General features: G+C 74.3%; 21 protein-coding genes. 6 read left to right on the top strand and 15 right to left on the bottom strand.

From position 1 onward, the window contains the following. The first annotated feature begins 3 nt into the window (after nucleotides 1-3). The 4 genes from ACQP26_RS05970 (at nucleotide 4) to rdgB (ending at nucleotide 3,354) form a co-directional block, all read left to right on the top strand. Nucleotides 4-969 (top strand): PLP-dependent cysteine synthase family protein, encoded by a 966-nt coding sequence (locus ACQP26_RS05970; RefSeq protein ID WP_433495164.1) that lies wholly within the window; start codon nucleotides 4-6, stop codon nucleotides 967-969. A 225-nt stretch (nucleotides 970-1,194) separates the two neighbouring features. Then, entirely contained in the window at nucleotides 1,195-1,941 is a 747-nt protein-coding gene (locus tag ACQP26_RS05975) for an MBL fold metallo-hydrolase (protein WP_269701795.1), read from the top strand. Between the two features lie 73 nt (nucleotides 1,942-2,014). Further along, nucleotides 2,015-2,743, top strand: a complete 729-nt coding sequence (gene rph / locus ACQP26_RS05980; RefSeq protein ID WP_194799545.1) for a ribonuclease PH — start codon at nucleotides 2,015-2,017, stop codon at nucleotides 2,741-2,743. Next, entirely contained in the window at nucleotides 2,740-3,354 is a 615-nt protein-coding gene (rdgB, locus tag ACQP26_RS05985) for an RdgB/HAM1 family non-canonical purine NTP pyrophosphatase (RefSeq protein WP_269701792.1), read from the top strand. The genes rph and rdgB overlap by 4 nt, the downstream gene beginning before the upstream one ends. Before the next feature lie 77 nt (nucleotides 3,355-3,431). Here the strand turns inward: rdgB and hutH are convergent, their stop codons facing one another. Genes hutH through ACQP26_RS06015 form a run of 6 tightly spaced genes read right to left on the bottom strand, consistent with a single transcriptional unit; the run spans nucleotide 3,432 to nucleotide 11,239 of the window. Beyond that, nucleotides 3,432-4,970 (bottom strand): histidine ammonia-lyase, encoded by a 1,539-nt coding sequence (hutH, locus tag ACQP26_RS05990; RefSeq protein WP_433495165.1) that lies wholly within the window; start codon nucleotides 4,968-4,970, stop codon nucleotides 3,432-3,434. Next, nucleotides 4,967-6,172 (bottom strand): imidazolonepropionase, encoded by a 1,206-nt coding sequence (gene hutI, locus ACQP26_RS05995; protein WP_433495166.1) that lies wholly within the window; start codon nucleotides 6,170-6,172, stop codon nucleotides 4,967-4,969. Before hutI ends, hutH begins: the two co-directional genes overlap by 4 nt. Further along, nucleotides 6,169-7,533 carry a formimidoylglutamate deiminase gene (locus tag ACQP26_RS06000; RefSeq protein ID WP_433496095.1) on the bottom strand — a complete coding sequence of 455 codons (1,365 nt, stop codon included), beginning with the start codon at nucleotides 7,531-7,533 and terminating at the stop codon, nucleotides 6,169-6,171. Before ACQP26_RS06000 ends, hutI begins: the two co-directional genes overlap by 4 nt. After that, the gene (locus tag ACQP26_RS06005) at nucleotides 7,530-8,729 is read right to left on the bottom strand and encodes an allantoate amidohydrolase (RefSeq protein ID WP_433495167.1); all 1,200 of its coding nucleotides are present in this window, start codon (nucleotides 8,727-8,729) and stop codon (nucleotides 7,530-7,532) included. The genes ACQP26_RS06000 and ACQP26_RS06005 overlap by 4 nt, the downstream gene beginning before the upstream one ends. Next, a complete protein-coding gene (hutU, locus tag ACQP26_RS06010; RefSeq protein ID WP_433495168.1) occupies nucleotides 8,726-10,381 on the bottom strand; it encodes a urocanate hydratase in 1,656 nt (551 codons plus the stop codon). The genes ACQP26_RS06005 and hutU overlap by 4 nt, the downstream gene beginning before the upstream one ends. Nucleotides 10,382-10,393: 12 nt before the next feature. Then, nucleotides 10,394-11,239 (bottom strand): MurR/RpiR family transcriptional regulator, encoded by an 846-nt coding sequence (locus ACQP26_RS06015; RefSeq protein ID WP_433495169.1) that lies wholly within the window; start codon nucleotides 11,237-11,239, stop codon nucleotides 10,394-10,396. A gap of 114 nt (nucleotides 11,240-11,353) precedes the next feature. Between ACQP26_RS06015 and ACQP26_RS06020 the strand changes: the two genes are divergently transcribed. Beyond that, nucleotides 11,354-12,574, top strand: a complete 1,221-nt coding sequence (locus ACQP26_RS06020) for a hypothetical protein (protein WP_269701782.1) — start codon at nucleotides 11,354-11,356, stop codon at nucleotides 12,572-12,574. Here ACQP26_RS06020 and ACQP26_RS06025 read toward each other — a convergent pair. The 7 genes from ACQP26_RS06025 to ACQP26_RS06055 are packed head-to-tail and all read right to left on the bottom strand — an operon-like array spanning nucleotide 12,571 to nucleotide 20,526. Then, the gene (locus ACQP26_RS06025; RefSeq protein ID WP_433495170.1) at nucleotides 12,571-14,256 is read right to left on the bottom strand and encodes a glycosyltransferase family 39 protein; all 1,686 of its coding nucleotides are present in this window, start codon (nucleotides 14,254-14,256) and stop codon (nucleotides 12,571-12,573) included. The two genes, ACQP26_RS06020 and ACQP26_RS06025, sit on opposite strands and share 4 nt — an antisense overlap. A gap of 54 nt (nucleotides 14,257-14,310) precedes the next feature. Then, complete coding sequence (locus ACQP26_RS06030; protein WP_281578850.1) at nucleotides 14,311-15,150, bottom strand: glycosyltransferase; 840 nt, start codon at nucleotides 15,148-15,150, stop codon at nucleotides 14,311-14,313. Next, nucleotides 15,150-16,067: a glycosyltransferase family 2 protein gene (locus ACQP26_RS06035; RefSeq protein ID WP_281578849.1), complete on the bottom strand. Its 918-nt coding sequence runs from the start codon at nucleotides 16,065-16,067 to the stop codon at nucleotides 15,150-15,152. Before ACQP26_RS06035 ends, ACQP26_RS06030 begins: the two co-directional genes overlap by 1 nt. Next, complete coding sequence (locus ACQP26_RS06040; protein ID WP_281578848.1) at nucleotides 16,064-17,398, bottom strand: hypothetical protein; 1,335 nt, start codon at nucleotides 17,396-17,398, stop codon at nucleotides 16,064-16,066. Before ACQP26_RS06040 ends, ACQP26_RS06035 begins: the two co-directional genes overlap by 4 nt. After that, entirely contained in the window at nucleotides 17,385-18,479 is a 1,095-nt protein-coding gene (locus tag ACQP26_RS06045; protein WP_433495171.1) for a glycosyltransferase family 4 protein, read from the bottom strand. The genes ACQP26_RS06040 and ACQP26_RS06045 overlap by 14 nt, the downstream gene beginning before the upstream one ends. After that, nucleotides 18,476-19,309 (bottom strand): glycosyltransferase, encoded by an 834-nt coding sequence (locus ACQP26_RS06050; protein ID WP_433496096.1) that lies wholly within the window; start codon nucleotides 19,307-19,309, stop codon nucleotides 18,476-18,478. Before ACQP26_RS06050 ends, ACQP26_RS06045 begins: the two co-directional genes overlap by 4 nt. A gap of 20 nt (nucleotides 19,310-19,329) precedes the next feature. Next, the gene (locus ACQP26_RS06055; protein WP_433495172.1) at nucleotides 19,330-20,526 is read right to left on the bottom strand and encodes a lipopolysaccharide biosynthesis protein; all 1,197 of its coding nucleotides are present in this window, start codon (nucleotides 20,524-20,526) and stop codon (nucleotides 19,330-19,332) included. Nucleotides 20,527-20,699: 173 nt separating this feature from the next. Here ACQP26_RS06055 and ACQP26_RS06060 point away from each other — a divergent pair, with 173 nt between their 5' ends. Continuing rightward, nucleotides 20,700-21,479 carry a YveK family protein gene (locus tag ACQP26_RS06060; protein WP_433495173.1) on the top strand — a complete coding sequence of 260 codons (780 nt, stop codon included), beginning with the start codon at nucleotides 20,700-20,702 and terminating at the stop codon, nucleotides 21,477-21,479. Here the strand turns inward: ACQP26_RS06060 and ACQP26_RS06065 are convergent. Continuing rightward, nucleotides 21,425-22,033: a dTDP-4-dehydrorhamnose 3,5-epimerase family protein gene (locus ACQP26_RS06065; protein WP_433495174.1), complete on the bottom strand. Its 609-nt coding sequence runs from the start codon at nucleotides 22,031-22,033 to the stop codon at nucleotides 21,425-21,427. The two genes, ACQP26_RS06060 and ACQP26_RS06065, sit on opposite strands and share 55 nt — an antisense overlap. Further along, nucleotides 22,030-22,917 (bottom strand): glucose-1-phosphate thymidylyltransferase RfbA, encoded by an 888-nt coding sequence (rfbA, locus tag ACQP26_RS06070; RefSeq protein WP_433495175.1) that lies wholly within the window; start codon nucleotides 22,915-22,917, stop codon nucleotides 22,030-22,032. Before rfbA ends, ACQP26_RS06065 begins: the two co-directional genes overlap by 4 nt. Between the last annotated feature and the right edge of the window lie 18 nt (nucleotides 22,918-22,935).

Here is a 22,935-nt window from a genome sequence, read left to right on the forward strand (position 1 = left end):
GCGATGGCGCGGTACGACAGCCTGCTCGACGCGTGTGGCGGCACCCCGCTGGTCGGGCTGCCCCGGCTCTCGCCGACGGCTCCCGCCGGGGCGCCGCCGGTTCGGCTCTGGGCCAAGCTGGAGGACCGGAACCCGACCGGCAGCATCAAGGACCGCGCGGCGCTGTTCATGGTCCGCGCGGCCGAGGAGTCCGGCCGGCTGCGTCCGGGTGACACGATCCTGGAGCCGACGAGCGGCAACACCGGCATCTCGCTGGCCATGGTGGCGAAGCTGCGCGGCTACCGCCTGGTCTGCGTGATGCCGGAGAACGTCTCCACCGAGCGGGTGCAACTGCTCCGCATGTACGGCGCGGAGATCATCTTCTCGCCGGCCGCGGGTGGCTCGAACCAGGCGGTCGCGACCGCGAAGCAGATCTCCGCCGAGCACCCGGACTGGGTGATGCTCTACCAGTACGGCAACGAGGCGAACGCCCGGGCGCACTACGAGACGACCGGGCCGGAGCTGCTCCAGGACCTGCCGGGCATCACCCACTTCGTGGCCGGGCTGGGCACCACCGGCACGCTCATGGGCACCGGGCGCTTCCTGCGGGAGAAGGTCGAAGGCATCCAGATCGTGGCGGCCGAGCCGCGCTACGGCGAGCTGGTCTACGGTCTGCGCAACATCGACGAGGGCTACGTGCCCGAGCTGTACGACGCCGGGGTGCTGTCCCGCCGCTTCTCCGTGGGCACCCGGGACGCGGTGCTGCGTACCCGTCAGCTCGTCGAGGTGGAGGGCATCTTCGCCGGGTTCTCCACCGGCGCCATCCTGCACGCCGCACTCGCGGTGGCGCACGAGGCGGTCCGCGACGGCCGCCGCGCGGACGTGGCGTTCGTGGTCTGTGACGGCGGCTGGAAATACCTTTCGACCGGCGCGTACGGCGGCACCCTCGCCGACGCGGAGGAGGCCCTGGACGGTCAGCTCTGGGCCTGACGGACCGATGGCCGGTCCGGTCGGTGGCGTGCCCGCCGGCCGGATCGCCGGTCTCGTCCGGAGCGGACGTGTATGGGTGTCACGTTGATGACAACTTCCGGCAGATGATTCTTGCTCGACCGGGGCGACGCGTAGGCTGCGCAGCGTGGCGAGCGCGTCGGTAGAGATCATCGGCGGCGCCGCCGCCGGCGCATCGACTACTCATCGTGAGATCGAGGCCACCGGATGAGACTGACCGTCCTCGGCTGCGCGGGCAGCTTCCCGGGGCCCGAATCCCCCTGCTCGGCCTATCTCATGGAAGCCGAGGGCTTCCGGCTTCTGATCGACTTCGGGGTGGGGTCGCTCTCCACGCTCCAGCGCTACGTCGGGCTGCACGCCCCCGACGCCGTCCTCCTCACCCACCTGCACTGCGACCACATGTTCGACGCCGTGTCCTACGTGGTGGTGCGCCGGTACGCGCCGGACGGCCCGTACCCGCCCCTGCCGATGTACGCCCCCTCCGGCGCGCCCGACCGGCTCGCCATGGCGTACGGGCAGGAGGAGGGCTCGGTGGAGGACGTCTACCAGTTCTACGGTCTCCAGCCGGGCACGTTTCCGATCGGCCCGTTCAGCGTCACCGTCGACCGGATGAACCACCCGGTCGAGACGTACGGGGTGCGGCTGGAGCACGGCGGCCGGGTGTTCTGCTACTCCGCCGACACCGCGCCCTGTGAGGCGCTGCTGCGCCTGGCCCAGGACGCCGACGTGTTCCTCTGCGAGGCGAGCTACATGGACGGCGTGGAGAACCCGCCGGACCTGCACCTGACCGGCCGGGAGGCCGGCGAGGCGGCCACCAAGGCGGGCGTGGGCCGGCTCCTGCTCACCCATCTCGTACCGGCCTGGGGCAGCGAGTCGCAGACGGTGGAGGCGGCGGCCGGGGCGTACGCCGGGCCGCTGGACGTGGTGCGGCCCGGCGCCTGCTACGAGATCTGAGCCCGGCGGCGGCCGGTCCTCCTCGGCGGGCACCCGCGGGCGGTGCGATCACCGCACCGCATAGGGTGCAGGCATGGCGCGACCTGACGGGCGGCGGCCCGACCAACTCCGACCGGTGACCCTGACCCGGGGCTGGAGCACCCACCCGGAGGGCTCGGTGCTCGTCGAGTTCGGCGCGACCCGGGTCCTCTGCACGGCGAGCGTCACCGAGGGCGTGCCCCGCTGGCGCAAGGGTTCTGGGCTGGGCTGGGTGACTGCCGAGTACGCGATGCTGCCCCGGGCCACGAACACCCGCTCGGACCGGGAGAGCGTCCGCGGCAAGGTCGGCGGGCGGACCCACGAGATCTCCCGGCTGATCGGCCGCAGCCTGCGCGCCTGCGTCGACCTCAAGGCGCTCGGCGAGAACTCGATCGTGCTGGACTGCGACGTGCTCCAGGCCGACGGCGGTACCCGTACCGCCGCGATCACCGGCGCGTACGTCGCGCTGCACGACGCGGTGACCTGGCTGGCCGAGCGCAAGGCGCTGGCGGGCAAGGTGGAGAAGGTGATGCACCGCTCGGTGGCCGCGGTGAGCGTCGGGGTGATCGGCGGCGAGGCGATGCTCGACCTCTGCTACGCCGAGGACGTCACCGCCGAGGTCGACATGAACGTGGTCTGCACCGGCACCGGCGACTTCGTCGAGGTGCAGGGTACGGGCGAGGCGGGCGTCTTCGCCCGCGACCAGCTCGACGCGCTGCTCGACCTGGGCGTGGCGGGCTGCCTGGAACTGGCCGACGCGCAGCGGAAGGCGCTCTCGTCATGAACAAGGTGCTGCTCGCCACCCGGAACCGGAAGAAGCTGGTCGAGCTCCAGCGGATCCTGGACGGCGCGCTCGGCGCGCACCGGATCGCCCTGCTCGGGCTCGACGACGTCGAGGAGTACCCGGAGCTGCCGGAAACCGGCCTCACCTTCGGTGAGAACGCGCTGATCAAGGCGCGGGAGGGCTGCCGGCGCACCGGCCTGCCGACCATCGCCGACGACTCGGGGCTGGCGGTGGACGCGCTCAACGGCATGCCGGGTGTGTTCAGCGCCCGCTGGTCCGGCCGGCACGGCGACGACCACGCCAACCTCCAGCTCGTGCTGGACCAGATCGGCGACGTGCCGGACGAGCACCGGGGCGCCGCGTTCGTCTGCACCGTCGCGCTGGTGCTGCCGGGCGGCAAGGAGCACCTGGTCGACGGCCGCCAGTCCGGTCGGCTGCTGCGCGCGCCGCGCGGCGACGGCGGCTTCGGCTACGACCCGATCTTCCTCGGTGACGGGCAGGAACGGACCAACGCGGAGCTGACGCCCGAGGAGAAGGACGCGGTCAGTCACCGTGGCAAGGCGCTGCGGGAGCTGGCCAAGCTGGTCGCGAAGGTGCTCCCGCCCGCCTGATCCGCTCCCGCCGGCCGCCCGGCCGCCCGGCCGCAGCGCCGCACGCGCGCGCGGCCGGAGCGCCCCGACCGGCCCGCTCAGCCGAGCGGGCCGATCTCCCGTTCGATCGCCGCGCGCAGCTCCGGACCGCGTACCACGTCCCGCGCCGCCTCCATCAGCGGCGCGAGGAACACGTCCGGTCCCGGCTCGCCGATGGTGCCGCCGAGCACGTCGAGCGCGGCCCGCCCGGCCGGTGACGGCGTGAGCGGCGCGCGGAGCTGGAGCCCGCGTACGGCCGCCAGCAGCTCCACCGCGAGCAGGCTGGTCAGGTTGTCCAGCACCGTGCGCAGCTTCTTGGTGGCCGCCCAGCCCATCGAGACGTGGTCCTCCTGCATGCCGCTGGTGGGCAGCGAGTCGACCGAGGCGGGCGCGGCCAGCCGGCGGTTCTCCGCCACGATCCCGGCGGCGGTGTACTGGGCGATCATCAGCCCGGAGTTCACCCCGGCGTCGGGGGACAGGAACGCGGGCAGCTCCCGGGAGCGGGTGACGTCCAGCAGCCGGTCCACCCGGCGTTCGGCGATCGCGCCCACCTCGGCGGCGGCGATGGCCAGGTAGTCGGCGGCGAAGCCGAGCGGCGCGCCGTGGAAGTTGCCTGTCGACTCGACCCGCCCGTCCGGCAGCACCACCGGGTTGTCCACCACCGACAGCAGTTCCCGGCCCGCGATCACCTCGACGAAGTCGAGTGTGTCCCGGGCCGCGCCGGCCACCTGCGGCGCACACCGCATCGAGTACGCGTCCTGCACCGCGTGCGCCAGGTCGTCGCGGTGCGAGTCCATCACCGCCGAGCCCTGCAACAGCCGGTGGATGTTCGCCGCCGACGCGGCCTGGCCGGGATGCGGGCGGATCGCGTGCAGCTCGGGCAGGAACGGCCGCTCCGAGCCGAGCATCGCCTCGATGGCCAGCGCCGCCGTCACGTCCGCCATGGCGAACAGGTGCCGGGCGTCGGCGACGGCGAGCAGCAGCATGCCGAGCATGCCGTCGGTGCCGTTGATCAGCGCCAGCCCCTCCTTGGCGGCCAGCGATACCGGCTCGAGCCCGACCCGGCGCAGCGCGTCGGCGGCCGGAATGCGGTCACCGGCCGGGCCGAGCACCCAGCCCTCGCCGAGCAGCACCAGCGCGCAGTGCGCCAGCGGCGCCAGATCGCCGGATGCGCCGAGCGAGCCGTGCTCGGGCACCCACGGGGTCACCTCGTGGTTGAGCAGTTCCACGAGCGCCTCGGCGACCAGCGGGCGTACCCCGGAGCGGCCGAGCGCCAGCGAGCGGATCCGCAGCAGCATCATGGCGCGTACCACCTCGCGCGGCATCGGCGCGCCCACCCCGGCGGCGTGCGAGCGGATCAGCGCGTGCTGGAGCTCGGCCCGGCGCTCCGGGGCCACGAACGTGTTCGCCAGCGCGCCGAAGCCGGTGGAGACGCCGTACACCGGCCGCCCGGCCGCCTCGATGCGGTCCACGATGGAGCGGCTGGTCGCCATCGCCTCGGTGGCGGCCGGGTCGAGCACGACCTTGGCGGTGCCGCGGGCCACCGCGAGCACGTCGGCGGCGGTGACGCCGGTGGACAGGATGGTCACGGTGGTCATCGCGGTACTCCGTTGTGCAGGACCTGGCGGATCAGTGGCACCCCCGGCCGGTAGGCCAGGTGCAGGTGGGACGGGGCGTCGAGGATGATCAGGTCGGCCCGCGCCCCGGGGGTCAGCCGTCCCACGTCGGTGCGGCGCAGCGCCGCCGCCCCGCCGGCGGTCGCGGCCCACACCGCCTCCGCCGGGGTCATCCCCATCTCGCGTACGGCGAGCGCGACGCAGAACGGCATCGACGACGTGTACGACGAGCCGGGGTTGCAGTCGGTCGCCAGCGCGACGGTGACGCCCGCGTCGAGCAGCCGCCGGGCGTCCGGATAGGGCGACCGGGTGGAGAACTCCGCCCCGGGCAGCAGCGTGGCGACGGTGGCCGTGTGGTTGCCCTCGGCGCACATGCAGTCGATCCGTCGTGAGGCCAGCGCGTCGATGTCGGCGTCGGTCAGGTGGGTGCAGTGGTCGACGCTGGCCGCGCCCATCTCCACGCCGAGCCGCACGCCCGGCCCGGGGCCGAGCTGGTTGGCGTGCAGCCGGACGCCCAGACCGGCGGCCTGCCCGCAGGCGAGGATCGCCCGCGCGTGGTCGGCGTCGAACGCGCCCCGCTCGCAGAACACGTCGATCCAGCGGGCGTACGGCGCGGCGGCGGCGAGCATCGGCCCGCACACCAGGCCCACGTAGTCGTCCGGGCGGTCGGCGTACTCGGCGGGGACGACGTGCGCGCCGAGGAACGTGGTGTCGTCTGTGAACTCGGCGGCGATCCGCAGCGAGCGGGCCTCGTCGGCGACGTTCAGGCCGTACCCGCTCTTGATCTCGACCGTGGTGGTGCCCTGCCGCAGCATCTCCGCGCGCAGCCAGCCCACAGTGGCGCGCAGGTCGTCGTCGGAGGCGGCGCGGGTGGCGCCGACTGTGGTGCGGATGCCGCCGCCGGTGTAGCGCTCGCCGGCCATCCGGGCGGCGAACTCGGCGGCCCGGTCCCCGGCGAAGACCAGGTGGGCGTGGCTGTCCACGAAGCCGGGCAGCACCGCCGCGCCACCGGCGTCGATGCGCCGGTCGGCGGCGGGCGCGTGCCGGGCCGGACCGGTCCAGGCCACCTGCCCGTCCTCGATCAACAGAGCGGCGTCGCGCCGGACACCCAGCGGGTCGCCGTCGCGGCCGTCGTTCGTGACCAGCTCACCGATGTGGTCGACGAGCAGGCTGCCGCGCGTCACGAGTCCTCCTTCGCGGTCACCGCTGCGATCGCGTCCCGCAGCTCGGTGGGCACGTCCACGGTGAGGTGCCGGCCGCCGTCCACCACGGGCCGGCCGTCCACCACGACGCTTGTCACGTCGGCGGCGGTGGCGGCGAAGAACGCGCCGACCGGCGGCACCCCGGCGGTGCGGGCGCTGTCCAGCCGTACCGTGACCAGGTCCGCGCGCTGCCCGACGGCGAGCCGGCCGGCGTCGCCCCAGCCCAGCGCGGCGTGCCCGCCGACGGTGGCGGCGCCGAGCAGCTCGGCCGGCGTGAAGTGCCCCCGCCGCCGGGTACGCAGCCGCTCGTCCAACTCCAGCGCGCGGGCCTCCTCGAACAGGTTCACCACGGCGTGACTGTCGCTGCCCAGGCTCAGCGGGCTGCCCGCGTCGGCCATCCGCCGCACCGGGCCGACCCCGTCGGCCAGGTCGCGTTCGGTGGTGGGGCAGACGCAGACCCGGGTACGGCTGTCGCCGAGCAGCGCCACGTCGGCGGCGGTCGGGTGGGTGGCGTGCACGGCTGTGGTGTGCGGGCCGAGGACGCCGTGGTCGGCCAGCAGCCGCGTCGGGGTGCAGCCGTGCACCGCGCGGCAGGCGTCGTTCTCGGCCGGCTGCTCGGACAGGTGCACGTGCAGCGGCAGCCCGTTGCGGTCGGCCCAGCCCGCCACCGTGGCGAGCTGCTCGGCCGGGACCGCGCGTACCGAGTGGATGGCCGCGCCGAGCCGGACGTGGTCGTCGGCCGGGCGGAACGCGTCCACCCGCGCCGCCCAGCGCAGCGCGTCACCGTCGCCGAAGCGGCGTTGCGGCCCGGCCAGCGGCGCGCCGTCCACGCCCCCCGCCAGGTACGCGGTGTCCAGCAGCGTGAGCCGGATCCCGGCGTGCGCGGCGGCCTCCACGAGCGCGGCGGACATGGCGTTCGGGTCGTCGTACGGGGTGCCGCCGGGACCGTGGTGCAGGTAGTGGAACTCGCCCACGCAGGTGATTCCGGACAGCGCCATCTCGGCGTACACGGCGCGGGCCAGCGCCAGGTAGGTGTCCGGGTCGAGCCGGATCGCGACGGCGTACATCAGGCTGCGCCAGGACCAGAAGTCGCCGCGCCCGTCGTGGGTGCGCCCGCGCAGCGCCCGGTGGAACGCGTGTGAGTGCGCGTTCGCCAGGCCGGGAAGCGTCAGGCCGGGCAGCCGGACCGCGTCGCCGAGCACCTCCACCCCGGCGGTCGGCGGACCGTCCACGGTCAGCGGGGTGACAGCGGTGAGCCGCCCGTCGGTCGCCTCGATCAGCACGTCCCGGGTGGGCTCGGCGCGGTCGGGCAGCCAGGCGTACTCGGCCAGCCAGCGGGTCAGCGGCATGCCAGCTCCTCCAGCACCCGGGCCAGGGCGGCCACCCCGGCGGCGCAGTCGGCGTCGGTGGCCGCCTCGGCGGGGGAGTGCGACACCCCGGTCGGGTTGCGCACGAACAGCATCGCGGTGGGCAGGTGCGCCGCCAGCACGCCCGCGTCGTGCCCGGCGCCGGTGGGCAGCACCGGCGCGTCGAGCAGCGCGGCCAGCCGGTCGGCCAGCCCGCGGTCGAACGCGACGAGCGGGGTCGCCGACTCCTGTGTGCAGGTCAGCGCGGTGCCGTCGCGGCCGGCCCGGTCGGCGGCCTTGGTGCGTACCGCCTCGACCAGACCGTACAGCGTCTCCGCCTCGGCCGCCCGCGCGTCCAGCCAGCCGGTGACCCGGGACGGGATCGCGTTCGTGGCGTTCGGCTCGACCGACACCCGGCCCACTGTGGCGTGCGCGTCGCGCAGCCGGGCCTCCTTGTTCGCCGCCAGCACGGTGAACGCGTAGGTGAGCATCGGGTCGCGGCGGTCGGCCATCCTTGTCGTACCCGCGTGGTTTCCCTCGCCGGTGAAGTCGAACCGCCACCGGCCGTGCGGCCAGATCGCGGACGCCACAGCGACCGGCGCGTCCAGGTCGACCAGCGCGCGGCCCTGCTCGACGTGCAGTTCCACGAAGGCCGCGAAGCGGCCGAGCAGCGCCGGGTCGGCGCCCGCCGGCCGCTCGCCCAGCGCCTGCGCGAAGGTCGTCCCGGCCTGGTCGCGCAGCCCGGCCGCGCGGTCGACGTCGATCTCGCCGGTGAGCAGCCGAGACCCCAGGCAGGGTACGCCGAACCGCGCGCCCTCCTCCTCGACGAACGCGGCGACCACCACCGGCCGGTCCGGGGTGACGCCCGCGGCCCGCAGCTCGTCCACGGCGAGGAACGCGCTGACGATGCCGAGCGGCCCGTCGTACCCGCCGCCGTGCGGCACCGAGTCGAAGTGGCTGCCGGTGAGCACCGCGTCCCCGGCCCCCGGGTCGCCCCACCAGGCGAACAGGTTGCCGTTGCCGTCCTGCTGAACCGGCATCCCGCGGGCGTCGGCCTGGTTGTGGAACCACTCCCGCAGCCGCAGCTCCGGTTCGGTCAGCGCGTAGCGCAGGTAGCCGCTGCTGCCCTCGTCGCGCCCGATCGGCGCGATCTCGTCCCACAGCTTCCGGAACCGGGCCGCCAGGTCGCTCACAGGTCGCCCTCGGCCATCGGGACGCGGACGCCGGTACGCGCGGCGACCTCGCGCGCGTCGTCGTAGCCGGCGTCGACGTGCCGGATGACGCCCATCGCCGGGTCGTTCGTGAGCACCCGCTCGATCTTCTGCCCGGCCAGCTCACTGCCGTCGGCAACGCAGACCTGGCCGGCGTGGATGGACCGGCCGATCCCCACGCCGCCGCCGTGGTGGATGGACACCCAGGACGCGCCACTGGCGGTGTTGACGAGCGCGTTCAGCAGCGGCCAGTCGGCGATCGCGTCGGAGCCGTCGGCCATCGCCTCGGTCTCCCGGTACGGGCTCGCCACGCTGCCGCAGTCCAGGTGGTCCCGGCCGATCACCACCGGGGCGCTCAGCTCGCCGGAGGCGACCATCTCGTTGAACCGCACCCCGGCCCGGTCGCGCTCGCCGTAGCCGAGCCAGCAGATCCGCGCCGGCAGGCCCTGGAACGCGATCCGCTCGCCGGCCATCCGGATCCACCGGGCGAGGGACTCGTTCTCCGGGAACAGGTCGAGGATGGCCCGGTCGGTGGCGGCGATGTCCTTCGGGTCGCCGGAGAGGGCGGCCCAGCGGAACGGGCCCTTGCCCTCGCAGAACAGCGGCCTGATGTACGCGGGCACGAAACCGGGGAAGTCGAACGCCCGCTCGTAGCCGCCGAGCTTGGCCTCGCCCCGGATCGAGTTGCCGTAGTCGAAGACCTCGGCGCCTGCGTCCAGGAAGCCGACCATGGCCTCCACGTGCTTCGCCATCGACGCCCGGGCCCGGTCGGTGAACTCGGCCGGCTTGGCCGCCGCGTAGTCCCGCGCGTCGGCCAGGTCCACGCCCTCCGGCAGGTACGACAGCGGGTCGTGCGCGCTGGTCTGGTCGGTCACGACGTCGATGGCGACGCCCCGGCGCAGCAGCTCCGGGAAGACGGTGGCGGCGTTGCCGACCACGCCGACGCTGAGCGCCCGCCGGTCCCGCTTCGCCGCGAGGGCCCGCTCGACCGCGTCGTCGAGCGAGTCGGCGATCTCGTCGAGGTAGCGGTCGTGTGCCCGCCGCTCCAGCCGGGACCGGTCCACGTCCACGATCAGGCAGACGCCGCCGTTCATGGTGACCGCGAGCGGCTGCGCCCCGCCCATCCCGCCGCAGCCGGCGGTGAGCGTCAGCGTGCCGGCGAGCGTGCCCTCGAAGCGCTTGGCGGCGACAGCGGCGAACGTCTCGTACGTGCCCTGGAGGATGCCCTGGGTGCCGATGTAGATCCAGGAACCGGCGGTCATCTGCCCGTACATGGTCAGGCCGAGCGACTCCAGCCGGCGGAACTCCGGCCAGGTGGCCCAGTCGCCGACCAGGTTGGAGTTGGCCAGCAGCACACGCGGCGCCCACTCGTGGGTCCGCATCACGCCGACCGGCCGGCCGGACTGCACGAGCATCGTCTCGTCGTCGCGCAGCTCGGTCAGCGTGCGCACCAGCGCGTGGTACGACGGCCAGTCCCGGGCCGCCTTGCCGGTGCCGCCGTAGACCACCAGGTCCTCGGGGCGCTCGGCCACCTCCGGGTCGAGATTGTTCATCAGCATCCGCAGGGCGGCCTCCTGCGGCCACCCCTTCGCGGTGCGTGCGGTGCCGCGAGCGGCGCGGACGGGCTGGTACATCTCGTACTCCTCTCAGCCGAGGAACAACTGGCGGCGGGCGGCGGACGACTCGAACGCCTCGAGCCGGTTCTGGGTCTCGGCCGGTGCGGCGTCGCAGATCGCCTGGAGCACCACCATGGCCAGCGTCATCGGTGCGGTGTGCAGGTCGAAGACCAGGTCGGCGCCGACGGCGGCGGGCAGCACCACCTGGGCGTGCTCGGTGGCCGGGCTCACCGGCGAGTCGGTGATCGCCACGACGGTCAGTCCGGCGTCCCGGGCCTCGCGCAGCGCGTCCAGGGTCTCCCGGGGGTAGCGGGGCAGCACGAACGCCAGCAGCGCCGTCGCGCCGGCCGCCGCCGCCTGGTCCAGGCGGTCGACCAGCATGCTGCCGCCGTCGTCGAGGACCCGCACGTCCGGGTGCACCTTGGCGGCGAAGTACGCGAAGTACGCGGCCAGCGGCGCGGCGGCGCGCAGCCCGAGCACCGGCAGCGGACGACTGGCCGCCAGCAGCTTCCCGACCTCGGCGACCCGGTCGGCGTCGGCGAGCTGCGCGGCGAGCCGGTCGAGATTGTCCCGCTCGGCGTGCACCGCCCGTTGCAGGGCGTTGCCGGCAGCCGGTCCGGCCGACCCGGTGACGGTCAGTTCCCGCAGGCGGCGGCGCAGCGCGGGGTAGCCGTCGTGCCCGAGCGCCATGGCGAACCGGGTCACCGACGGCTGGCTGACGCCGGCCAGCTCGGCCACCTCGGCGGCGGACAGGTACGCCGCCGCGCCCGCGTGCCGCACCAGGCAGTGGGCGATGCGGCGCTGGGTCGGGGTGAGCCGTACGCCGTGGAACAGGTCGAGCAGGCGGTCGGGGGAGGCCGCACCGCTTTCATTCACGTCAGGACTCTATGCATGAAAACTTTCAGCGCGCAAGGGTGGCCCGACCGCAGGGAGATCCGATGAGCGTGCTCTCTGTACTATCCGCACGGCGGGTGAGCAGAGGAGTGGGGCATGCAGCCGGAGGGTCCGTACAGGTTCACCGAGGTGCTGGGCGAGTGCCAGGTCGGCAGGGCCTGGGCCGCGCTCGACGGGCAGGACCGCGCGCTGACCGTGGCGGTCCTGGACGGAGCCGCCGCCGGTGACCAGCGCTGGCGCGAGGCGTTCACCAACGCGGCGAACGTGCTGGCCCAGACGCCCGGCGGCCACCGGTACGTGAACTCCGACTTCGCCGCCGGCCAGCCCTGGGTGGCGTACCCGTCCGATGAGGACGGCGCGGCCGAGCGGCTGTTCCGCAGCCTGGGCATGGACTACCAGCGCATCGCCACCGCCGAGATCCTCCCGCCGCCCCCGCCGGTGTCCGCGCCGCCGCAGCAGGTCTCGTCGCCGCCGCAGTTGCCGTGGAGCCCGCAGCCGTGGGCGATGACGCCGCAGCAGCCGGTCTCCGGGGCACCCGTGTCCGCCGGTGCGCCGGTCTCGTCCGGCGCGCCCGTGTCACCCGGCATGCCGGTGTCACCGGGCATGCCGGTGCCGGCGATCCCGGCCCAGGCCACCGCCCCGGACCCGCTCGTGCCGACCGGCGGTCCCCGGATCGCCCCGGTCGCCCGCCCGCCCAAGAGCCGTACCGGCCTGTGGATCGGCGGCGTGGTCATGGCGGCGGTGCTCGCCGGTGGCGCGGGCCTGCTGGCCGGGCGGTCGCTCGCCGACGGTGGCGAACCGTCCACTCCGACCGCGAGCGCGTCCCCGGCGCTGTACGAGGCCACCCAGCAGTCGCTGAACAAGGCGAAGTTCGACGCCGCGCTCATGCCGATCGCCGAGCCGTGGCTCGACGGCGTGGGTGGCTGCGCGATCAACACCGAGAAGAGCGGCCCCGGGCTCGCCGCCGGGGAGAAGCAGCACGTCTTCTGCCGCTACCTGGGTGTGTCGCTGCACTTCGCCGAGTACGAGTCGGCCGAGAAGAAGGAGGCGGCGCGCGCCTTCCGCCAACAGATGGGCATCATCGGCCGGGCGCTCGCGCCGGGCATGCGGGAGGCCGGCCCGGCCACCGGCGGTGTCAGCGGGGCGCAGGGCAGCTACGTCGAGTACGCCGGCAACGGCCAGGACGGCCGCCCGGTCTGCGGCATCTGGTGGGGCCGCGACGACAACACCAGCGCGATCTACATGGAGACGCCCTGCGGGGCCGGGCTGGGCGGCAACTGGGACGCCCTGCGCGACCTCTGGCAGCGCCACAGCTAACGGACAGCCGCTCCGTTGGGCGGCGGCACCAGACAGACGTCGCTGCCCTTGGTGACGCCCGCGGCCAGGTCGAAGCGGACCACGCGCGCCCCGCCGAACTGCCGCTCGGTCACCGCCACGCCACTGCCGCCGAGCCGGACGATGACGTCCCGGTTCGCCGCGTCGGCCCAGTCGGTGGCCTGGAACAGCCAGACCCGGGACCGTCCGGGCAGCAGCGTCGACACGTTCCGTCCCGGGCAGCCGCCGGGTCCGGCGGCGACCACGTAGGCGTCCGCGGCCGGGCCGTACCACGCCTGGGCGTTCCACGAGACGGTGGTGGCCAGCACCAGGTCACCCGGGCGGCGCTTGTCGTCCAGGTGGCGCAGCGCGCCCCGGTAGTCGACAGCGTTCGCGCCGCCGCCCTGGGCGAAGGCCCGCGCCGGATGCACCGTCGCCACCACGGCGGTGGCCAGTTGCGGAACGGCGAGCGCGAGCAGGAGCACCACCGCGACCGCCCACCGGATCCGGGCGGGCAGCCCGGCCCGCACCGGTGGCGGTGCGACGGCGAGCGCGGCGAGCAGCAGGCACGCCGGCACCGCGTAGAGCGCCAGCCGGCCGTTGAACGGGTAGACCGATACCGCCGCGCCGGCCAGCCCCGCCGCCAGCGGGGTGAGCAGGACCAGCACCCCCACCCTGGACAGCCGGCGCAGCCCGGCGGCCGCCCCCAGCACCAGCAGCGGTACGACGACCCAGGCCGACCAGGCCACGAACGGCACCGTGGCGAGACTCCGGTACGTCGCCGCGAGCCACTCCACGGTGGCGGCCAAATCGGTCAGCGAGTGCGCCGGGTAGATCGACTTGGCCCGCCAGTACGCGGCGAGCTGCGGATCGGCGAGTCCCGGCGCCAGGAACAGCACGTACACCACGAGCGCCACCACGGCCCAGGCCGGTGCCGGGGCGAGGAACCGGCCCAGATCGCGCCACCTGGTCGCCCGTGGACGGTCCGGGCGGGCCAGCGCGTACCCGGCCAGCAGCACACCCAGCACACCGGTGACCGGAATGGACAGGGTGCTGACGAACGCCACGACCGCGGCGGCCGACCAGAACACCGCCGACCCGGCCCACGTCAGGCCGCGCCGGACGAGCAGCAGCGCCAGGCCGACCACGAGCGTGACGCCGAACGCCTCGGCGCTGTACTGCTTCAGCTCGTTGGAGTAGCCGATCAGGAACGGCGCGACGGTGACCAGCAGCAGCGCCGCCAGCGCGGCGAGCGGCGGCAGGAGCTGCCGGCCGAGCCAGGCGACGAGCGGCAGCAGCGCCAGCCCGAACAGCAGCGGCACCAGCCGCAGCGCCCGCTCACCGTCGCCGAACTGCTCCAGCGCGAACCGTTCCAGCCACAGCCAGCCGGGCGGTGCCGACTGGCTGAACGCCAGCGGCTGCAACAGATCCAGGTAGCCGCGCTCCCGGATGTTGTGCGCGATGGAGAGTTCGTCGTTCCAGAAGCTGCGGGCGTACGCCCACTGCCGGATCCGCAGCACGGCGCCGAACGCGACCAGCAGGCCCGCGACGGACCAGTACGGGGACCGGCTCAGCCGCTCCCACGCGACCGCGACGACCGCCGCCGGGGTGCCCGGCCGCGCCGGCACCGGCGTCGTCGGCGCGGGTGCCATCGAGGGGGAGAAGGCCGGGCGTGTCACGGACACGGCGAGACGGTATCAAAGCGTCATTCACGTCAGCGGCCCCGCGACCGGCTCCGATCACTGCCCGTTCAGGTCCGGAGTGGACGCTTCGGGCGGAACCGTCGTGCCGACCAGCCCGGCGGCCCGGCGGTGCCGGCGCGCCGGTCGCGGCAGGCCGACCAGGAACTCCGGGAACATGCCGAAGAACGTGCGGGCGCTGCGCAGTTCCAGCGTGTGCGCCCGGGACCAGCGCACCGAGTTCGTCGCGCGGGCCCAGTGGTGGGTCCACCGCACGTCACCGAGCACCGCCACCGGCATCCCGTGCCGCCAGGCGCGCAGGCCCAGCTCGTGGTCCTCGTAGTAGAGGAAGAACCGCTCGTTCCACCCGCCCAGCGTGGTGACGTCGGCGGTCCGGCCGGCCACCGCCGCGCCCATGACCCAGGCGACGTGGCGGGTCTCGCCGGGCGCGGCCACCAGCCGGTACGAGGCGTGCAGCCGGGACAGCGGCCACACCCTCCGGTTGCCGACCTTCGCCGTCGCGTACGGGAAGCCGCGCCCGTTCGCCTGCGGCGTGCCGTCGGTGCCCAGCAGTTGCGGCGCGACCAGTCCGCCGTGCGTGTCCAGGTGCCGGGCCAGCGCGTCCAGGTCGTCCGGGCGCACCTCCAGGTCCGGGTTGGCGAACAGCACGTACCGGCCGGTCGCCTGGCGCAACGCGACGTTGTTGGCGCGGGCGAAGCCGACGTTCTCCGGCAGCCGGATCACCCGCGCGCCCAGCTCCTCGGCGACCGCCGCGGAGTCGTCGGCGGAGGCGTTGTCGACCACCAGCCACTCGTACGGCTTCGGGCCGCGCCAGCAGCGGCGCAGCGTCTCCGCCGAGTGGTAGGTGACTGTCACCACGGTCCACGGCTGCGCCGTCATCACGCCCTCCGAGCGGTCAGGTAGCCGAGCAGGGACGCGAACCCGAAGCGGGGCCCGGTCCACCGACGGCGGGCTGCCGGTCCCTCGGCCAGCCCGCGTCCGATGCCGCGCAGGAACGGCCGCAGCAGCCCCTGCCGGATCCGCCGGGCGGCCAGCGCGAGGTGCGCGAGCGCCAGTACCGGCACCGCGACGAGCAGCAGCGGCCAGGTGAACGTGCGGGACGCGACCAGCAGCCGGTTGCGGGCCAGCAGGAACGCCCGGAATCCCTGCAACCGGTCGTCGCCGTCCACGCTGTGCCCGCCGGCGTGCGGCAGCACCACGTCCAGACCGTGGGTGCGCAGTCCGGAGGCGTAGAGCCGGAACGCCAGGTCGGCGTCCTCGCCCCAGGCGAACAGGTGCTCGTCGAAGCCGCCGAACCGCTGGTACAGCGCGGTCGGGAAGACCGCCGCGCCACCGGACGGGCCGAGTGGGGCACGGCCGGCGGTGGCCCGCCTGTCGATGAACAGCGACACCGGGTTCAGGTCGATGCCCACGTACTCGCCGCCGCGCATGGCCAGGCCGACCGCGAGCGGGGCGTCCGGGTCGGCGGCGACGGCGGCGCAGATCCGGGCGAGCGCGTCGTCCGGCAGCCACACGTCCGGGTTCAGCAGCAGCAGATGGCTCGTGGTGACCGTCGCGGCGGCCCGGTTGCACCCGGCCGCGAAACCCGGGTTGGTGGCGTCGGGCAGGTACGCGTACCGGTCGGCGGGCAGGTGCCCGGCGATCACCTCGGCGCAGGCGTCGGTGGGCCAGTTGTCCGCGAAGACGAACCGGACCGGCAGGTCACCGGCGCTGCGGACCCAGGTCGGCAACGTCTCGGCGAGCATGCCGGCGGACCGGTAGAGGACGGTGGCCACGGTGAGCCCGTCGAAGGTCATGCCGTGCTCCTGCCCAGCCGGTGCAGCACCCAGAGGCCGGGCACCAGGCTCAGCCAGGTCGGATAGATCAGCGGATACAGCTCGTAGACGCCGAACAGCGCGAAGTAGACGACGAACGCGCGCGCCAGCTGCCCGGCCGGCGCGCGGGAGAACTCGAACCACCGCTCGGTCGCGCCCACCGCCAGCCCCAGCGCGGCCAGGAAGAACACCGCCCCCAGCGGGCCGTAGTCGAGCAGCGGGATGGCCACGAACGTCGCCGTGTTCATCAGGTACGGCTGGCTGAGCTGGGACGTCAGCCCGTACAGGTCCGCCTTGCCGACGATCGGCTCGACCCGGGAGCCGAGGAACGTCAGCGAGTAGGTGCCGTACCGGGGTTCCAGGTGCTCGCGCTGCGACCACACCCGCCCGAACGTCTCGGTGGACGAACTCAGCGACAGGTCCAGCGACCCGGCGCTGCTGGTCAGCGCGTTGCTGCCGTAGCGGGCCCGGAACTCGGTCTCGAACGCGCCGGTGCCGGCCATGGTGCGCTGCCCGCCGAGGAACACCGCCGCCCCGAGCGCCAGCGCGCCGATCAGCAGGACCACAGGGGTACGCGCGGCCAGGAACGACGCGGCCCGTCCCCGGGTACGGCGGACCGACAGCGCCGCGATCAGCGCCGGCGCGATGCCCACCAGCACCGAGTTCTTGCTCGCGCCGAGCGCCGCCCCGACGGTGAACACCGCCGTCAGCGCGTAGTAGACGGGCAGCGCCCGGCCCCGCGCGGACAGCGCGCGCAGCAGCGAGACGGCCATGCCGAGCGTCCACGCCTCGGACAACAACCCGATGATGAGGTTGGACTGTTCGCGCAGCACCTGCCGGGCGGCGTCCGGGTTGTCGGCGAGCAGCGGCGGCACCGTCCCCCGGAACCGGATCGCCGCGGTCACCACGGCGACGCCGAGCAGGACGAGCAGGTACGTCAGCAGGCGGCGCTCGGACGGCCAGGACAGCGCCGGACGGGACCGGTCGCCGTCCTCGTCCCGCCTGTCGATCAGCCGCCGCCCCGCCGCCCAGGCCAGCAGGAAGACGGTCACGTAACCGGCGAGCACCGGCAGCACGCCGCGACCGGCCCAGGAGTCGTACGGGCCGGGCAGCACCCGTACGGCGAGCAGCGCGGCGGTCCAGACGGCGGCGCAGGCGGCGAGCGCCCACATCCGCAGGCGCGCGGCGAACAGCGTGCCGACCGCCAGCGCGAGCGCGACGGCGATCCCGGTGTCGAGCGTGGCCAGCAGCGCCGCCGCGCCCAGCGCGAACGGGATCCCGACCGACCAGAGGCGTCGCTCAGCGGCTGTCACGGGCGACCGTCCGGTACAGGTCGTGCCAGTTGTCCACGCATCCGTCGAACGAGTGCCGCTGCGCGTACTGCCGGGCCAGCTCGCGCCGCCGCTCGTCCCACGCGACCGGATCCACCGCCGTCCGGACGGCGGCGGCGAGCGCCTGCGGCGTCAGCTCCGCCCGGTACGCGAGCACGCCGTCACCGGCGGCTGTCACCTCGGTCAGCCCGCCCGCGCCCGAGTGCACCACCGGCACACCCAGCGACATCGCCTCCAGCGCGCTGCGCCCGAACGCCTCCACCCGGGACGGCACCAGCAGGCAGTGCAGCCGTTGCAGGAACGGCGCGGCGTCGACCCGGCCGACCAGGTGCAGGTTCGGCCGCTCCCCGACGTCGACGGTGCCCGCGCCGGCGACCAGGAACTCCACGTCCGGCAGCGCCGCGGCGACGTCGGCGATCAGGTCGGCGCCCTTCTCCCGTTCCAGCCGGCCGAGGAAGCCGACCCGCACCGGGCCGTCCGGCGCGAGGCCGCCGGTGTCACCGACCTGCGGCCAGATGGCGGGCAGCGGATTCGGGATCACCCGCACGTCACGGATCCGCCCGCGTACCCGAAGCTCGTGGGCCTCGAAGTCGGAGACCGCGACCGTCGCGTGCGGCCGCAGCCGCCGGAACATCAGGTCGGTGCTGATGTTGGCCTGCACCGCGGCCTTGGCGCGCAGCGTCTCCGCCGCGTCGCGATACTGCCAGAGGCTGTTGTGCAGCGTCACCACGAGCGGCGTGCGGCGGCCCCGCACGCCCAGCCCGGCGCGGGCGTGCATCGCGGCGGAGAGCAGGTGCGCGCTCACCACGTCCGGCCGCAGCTCCTCGACCAGCGCGCGGATGCCGCGCGCGTACCCGAGGTCCACCCGCCTGGCCGCGCCCAGCCGACGCCACGGCACGCCCGCGTCCCGCAACGCCGCCGCCACCTCGTCCTCCGGAGTGGCCGCCACCACGTCGACGCCGCGGTCCGCGAGCGCCGGCAGCATCTCGATCAGGAAGCGTTCGGCGCCGCCGAGCTGCCGCCGCCCCGACCCGCCGGTGGTGCAGACGAACAGCACCCTCATCGGACGCCCATGCCTTCCAGGGCGCCGCGGGCGATCGCCCGCCGCGCGGCCCCGCCGCCCACCGCCGCCCGGGCGAGCACCCCCAGCGTGTACGCGGAGCAGGCCACCGTGCCCCGCCATCCGCCGAGTTCACGGCTGGCCCGGATGAACTCCCGGGTCTGCCGGCGGGAGATCTCCTCGGCCGCCCACCGCCGCTTCGCGCTCGCGTCGTCCTCGTGCGTCACGACGGCGTCCGGCAGGTACGCCAGGCGCAGCCCGAGCCGCCGCACCGCCCAGCACAGCCGCAGGTCCTCGGAGTAGAAGAACGACGACTCGTCCACCCCGCCGATCCGGTCCAGCGTCTCCCGCCGGACCGCCACGAACGGCCCGGAGAGCCAGTCGCCCCGTTCCGGCGGGGCCACGATCCGCAGCCTCGGGAACACCAGGCTGAGCCCGGTGGCGTGCGCGACACCGGTCCGCACGGTGAGGAACCGGCCGGCGGCGGTCTGGTCCCGCCCGGTCGCGTCGAGCACCTTCGGGAACGCCGCGCCGACGGCCGGGTCGTCCAGCTCGGCGGCCAGCCGCTCGATCGCGCCCGGCTGGACGAGGATGTCGTTGTTGGACAGGACCACCCGGGACCGGGTGCTGTGCCGGACGCCGAGGTTCATGCCCTTGGCGTAGCCCAGGTTCGTCTCCGAACGCACGTAGCGGGCGCCGGTCTCGGCGCACATCGCCCGCAGCTTGTCGCTGATCTCGGCGGCGCTGCCGTTGTCCACCACGACGGCTTCCACACCGTCTGGCAGCGAGCGGACGCAGCCGTCGGTGCGCTCGAAGTCTTCCCAGGTCAACACGACGATTGAGACGTCCACCGCTAGGCCATCCGATTGACGAGGAGGTGCGTGGACCGCTGGAGTCGCTGCCGGGTGCGCAACGCGTAGACGCCGTAGGCGACAGACGACGCGACCGCGGCGCCGAGCGCGCCGGCCCACGGGATGAGCAGAACGTACAGCACCACCGACACCGACATGGTGACCAGGGCCACGGCGGTGGTGGCCTGCTCGCCGGCGCGCTTGAGCAGCGCCGCGCTCCACGTCTTGCCGGCCGACAACGCCAGCGTCCCGGGCAGCAGGAGCAGCCCGAAGATCCACGCGTCGCGGTAGTCGGGCGCCAGCACGCCGAGCACCGCCAGGCCGATCACGGCGAGCGCGGCGATCGGCAGCGCCGACCGGACGACCTCGCGGCCGTGGTCGCCGATCGCGTCCGGGTCACGCTCGGCGAGGATCCGCTGCGCCCGTACCACAGCGCCGGACTGCGCGAACTCCAGCGCGGCCACCGCCAGCGCGAACACGCCGAGCGCGCCCGCACCGGCGAAGCGGGCCACCAGGACCTGGCTCAGCCGGTACGTCAGCATCTGCGCGCACACCCCGACGTGCAGCCGGCCCACCGCGAGCAGGTCGGCGCGGTACTCCGTACGCCCGGCCGTCGCCGCCGGCACCGGCCCGAACCGCCGCGCCCAGCCCAGCACCGCCACGCCGAGCACCGTCGCGGTGGCGACCTGCACGCCCAGCCAGAGCACGCTCCACAGGCCACCGTCGAGCCGGTGGCCCAGCCAGAGCAGCGCGTACCCGGCCACCAGCGCCGCGCCGCCGAGCGCCCGCATGGTGTAGACGAACCAGAACCGCTTCAGGCGCAGGCCGAGTGACGCCGCGGTGTTGAACACGGTGAGCGCGCAGCCCGCCCCGATGCCCACCGGGTGGCTGCCCAGCCCGGCCAGCGTGGTCAGCAGCGCGGCGGCCAGCGCGGTGAGGCCGAGCGAGACGGTGAGGATGCCGGCGATCCACAGACGACCCCGCGACATGATCCAACCGGCCGGGCGGGACAGCAGGAACGTGTCGACGGACAGCCCGCCGAGGGCCGCGCCCACCGTGGCGCTGACCATGTTCGCCGCGAGTTCGCCGCGCTCCGCCGCCGGCAGCGTCACCGACACCAGCGCGGCGAGCCCGGTCAGGCCCAGGGCGACCAGATAGAGACGCTCGGGGGAGACGATCCGCCGGACCCGGGCTAACACCCGGCGCCCAGGCGCCGGCGTCGGCCGCGAGCCGACCACGCGGAATCCACTCGTCTTCCCCCAAGATGCGCGGATGTGTGCGGGCCTGTTCTACCCGACAAGAGCGGCACCGCGCAATGGACCCGGCGGGCGGGTACGCCCGCAGCTACACGACGCCGGTAGGGTGACGCGTCGTGGACCTGGCCCACTTCCGCGACACGATCGGCAGGCGGTGGCCGATCGTGCTGGTGCTGACGCTGCTGTGCGGCGCGTTCACCGGGGTCCTCGCCGACCGCCGGCCGCCGGTCTACCGGGCCGAGACCCAGATGCTCGTCACGTTCGCCGCCGAGAAGTCGGCAGCACCCCAGCCCCGACCGCCGGCCGACGAGGCGGGCCGGCTGATGCAGCGGCGGGTGAAGACGTACGCCACCATGATGAACACGCCCCGGCTGACCCGCCCGGTGATCGACTCCCTCCGGCTGCCGTACACCACAGACGATCTGGCCGGCCGCATCGTCGCCTCGTCCGCTGTGGACTCGCTGGCGATCGACGTGGCGGTCACCGACCGGTCCGCCGCCACCGCCGCCGCGGTCGCCACCGCGCTCGCCGCCGAACTGCAACGGATCGCCGAACGCGACCTGCCGCCCGCCGGGCTCGGGCTCAAGGCCCACGTCGCCGTGGTGCGGGCCGCCGCGCCGCCGCAGCGTCCGCAGCCCGCGCGGTGGCAGTGGTACGCCGCAGGTGGCGCACTCGGTGGCCTCGCAGTCGGGGTCGGCATCGCCCTGGTGCTCGGCTACCGCGGGGCCGGTACCCCGGTGAGCGCGGACGTGCGGACGCTCTGGACGACGACGGTGCGCCGCCGTCCGGCCGACGCCGTCGCGGAACCGGGCGCGGCCGAGGAACCGGCCGGGGTGCCGGGTCAGGGCGACGGGCGGGTCTCCAACCCTTCGATGAAGGAGCGGCAGGCGTCGTAGCCGGGCAGCACACCCGCCGCGCGTGTCTCGGCCAGGCTCGGTGCCGCCGCGTCCCGGTCGGACAACAGCGGCATCGTCGCCGGCCAGTCGATTCCGAGGTCCGGATCCAGCGGGTGCACCGTGTGCTCGCCCGCCGGGTTGTACGTGGTGGAGCAGAGGTAGCTCAGCGTCGCGTCGTCGGTGAGCGCGCAGAACCCGTGCCCCAGCCCTTCGGCCAGGTAGACGGCCCGCCGCTCGGTGTCGTCGAGGCGTACCGCCTCCCACCGCCCGTACGTCGGCGAGCCGACCCGTACGTCCACCACCACGTCCAGCACCGCCCCGCGTACGCATGTCACGTACTTGGCCTGACCGGGCGGTACGTCGGCGAAGTGGATGCCGCGCACCACGTCCCGCGCGGAGACGGAGATGTTGGCCTGCGCCAGCCGCAGGGGATGGCCCACCGCCTCGGCGAGCCGGTCGAAGCGGTACCACTCCAGGAACAGACCTCGCGGGTCGCCGTGCTGTTGCGGGGTCACCTCCCAGGCGCCCTCGATGCTCAGCGGACGGATCTTCACGACGGACTCCCCGAAGCGGATCGATCGGCCAGCAGGCCCAGCAGATAGTCACCGTAACCGCTGCGGGTCAGCGGATGGGCCAGCATCCGCAGCCGCTCGTCGTCGATCAGCCCGGACCGCCAGGCGACCTCCTCGACGCAGCCGATCTTCATGCCCTGGCGCTCCTCGATCACCCGGACGAACTCGCCGGCCTGCATCATCGACGCGAACGTGCCGGTGTCCAGCCACGCGGTGCCCCGGTCGAGCACCGTCACCGTGAGCTCACCCCACGTCCGGTACGTCTCGTTGACCGCGGTGATCTCCAGCTCGCCCCGGGCGCTCGGGGTCAGCTTGCGGGCGATGTCGACCACCCGGTTGTCGTAGAAGTAGAGGCCCGGGACCGCGTACCGGGACCGGGGGCGGGCCGGCTTCTCCTCGATCGACAGCACCCGGCCGGTGCCGTCGAACTCGACCACGCCATAGTCCTGCGGGTTCGCCATCGGGTACGCGAAGATCCGCCCACCGGCCGGCTCACCGTGCTGGGCGAGCTGCCGGCCGAGCCCGGCGCCGTGGAAGATGTTGTCGCCGAGGATCAGCGCCACCGACTCGTCGCCGAGGAAGTCGGCGCCGAGCAGGAACGCCTGCGCGATGCCCTCCGGCCGGGGCTGCTCGGCGTACGCCAGCCGCAGCCCCCACTGGCTGCCGTCGCCGAGCAGCCGCTCGAACTGGGTGCGATCCTCCGGAGTGGTCACCATCAGGATCTCCCGCACCCCGGCCATCATCAGGGTGGAGAGCGGGTAGTAGACCATCGGCTTGTCGAACACTGGCATCAGTTGCTTGGAGACGGCCCGCGTGATCGGCCAGAGCCGGGATCCGGTGCCGCCGGCGAGAAGGATTCCGCGCACCCGCGGAGACTACCCGCG

This window comes from Micromonospora sp. CA-248089, from assembly GCF_050948515.1.
In the GTDB taxonomy this organism is placed as follows: Bacteria; Actinomycetota; Actinomycetes; order Mycobacteriales; family Micromonosporaceae; genus Micromonospora.

Excerpts from the sequence above, each read along its gene's own strand:
- ACQP26_RS05970 (WP_433495164.1), top strand. The coding sequence starts at position 4 with ATGGCGCGGTACGACAGCCTGCTCGACGCGTGTGGCGGCACCCCGCTG.
- ACQP26_RS05975 (WP_269701795.1), top strand. The coding sequence starts at position 1,195 with ATGAGACTGACCGTCCTCGGCTGCGCGGGCAGCTTCCCGGGGCCCGAA.
- rph (WP_194799545.1), top strand. The coding sequence starts at position 2,015 with ATGGCGCGACCTGACGGGCGGCGGCCCGACCAACTCCGACCGGTGACC.
- rdgB (WP_269701792.1), top strand. The coding sequence starts at position 2,740 with ATGAACAAGGTGCTGCTCGCCACCCGGAACCGGAAGAAGCTGGTCGAG.
- hutH (WP_433495165.1), bottom strand. The coding sequence starts at position 4,970 with ATGACCACCGTGACCATCCTGTCCACCGGCGTCACCGCCGCCGACGTG.
- hutU (WP_433495168.1), bottom strand. The coding sequence starts at position 10,381 with ATGTACCAGCCCGTCCGCGCCGCTCGCGGCACCGCACGCACCGCGAAG.
- ACQP26_RS06020 (WP_269701782.1), top strand. The coding sequence starts at position 11,354 with ATGCAGCCGGAGGGTCCGTACAGGTTCACCGAGGTGCTGGGCGAGTGC.
- ACQP26_RS06030 (WP_281578850.1), bottom strand. The coding sequence starts at position 15,150 with ATGACGGCGCAGCCGTGGACCGTGGTGACAGTCACCTACCACTCGGCG.
- ACQP26_RS06035 (WP_281578849.1), bottom strand. The coding sequence starts at position 16,067 with ATGACCTTCGACGGGCTCACCGTGGCCACCGTCCTCTACCGGTCCGCC.
- ACQP26_RS06045 (WP_433495171.1), bottom strand. The coding sequence starts at position 18,479 with ATGAGGGTGCTGTTCGTCTGCACCACCGGCGGGTCGGGGCGGCGGCAG.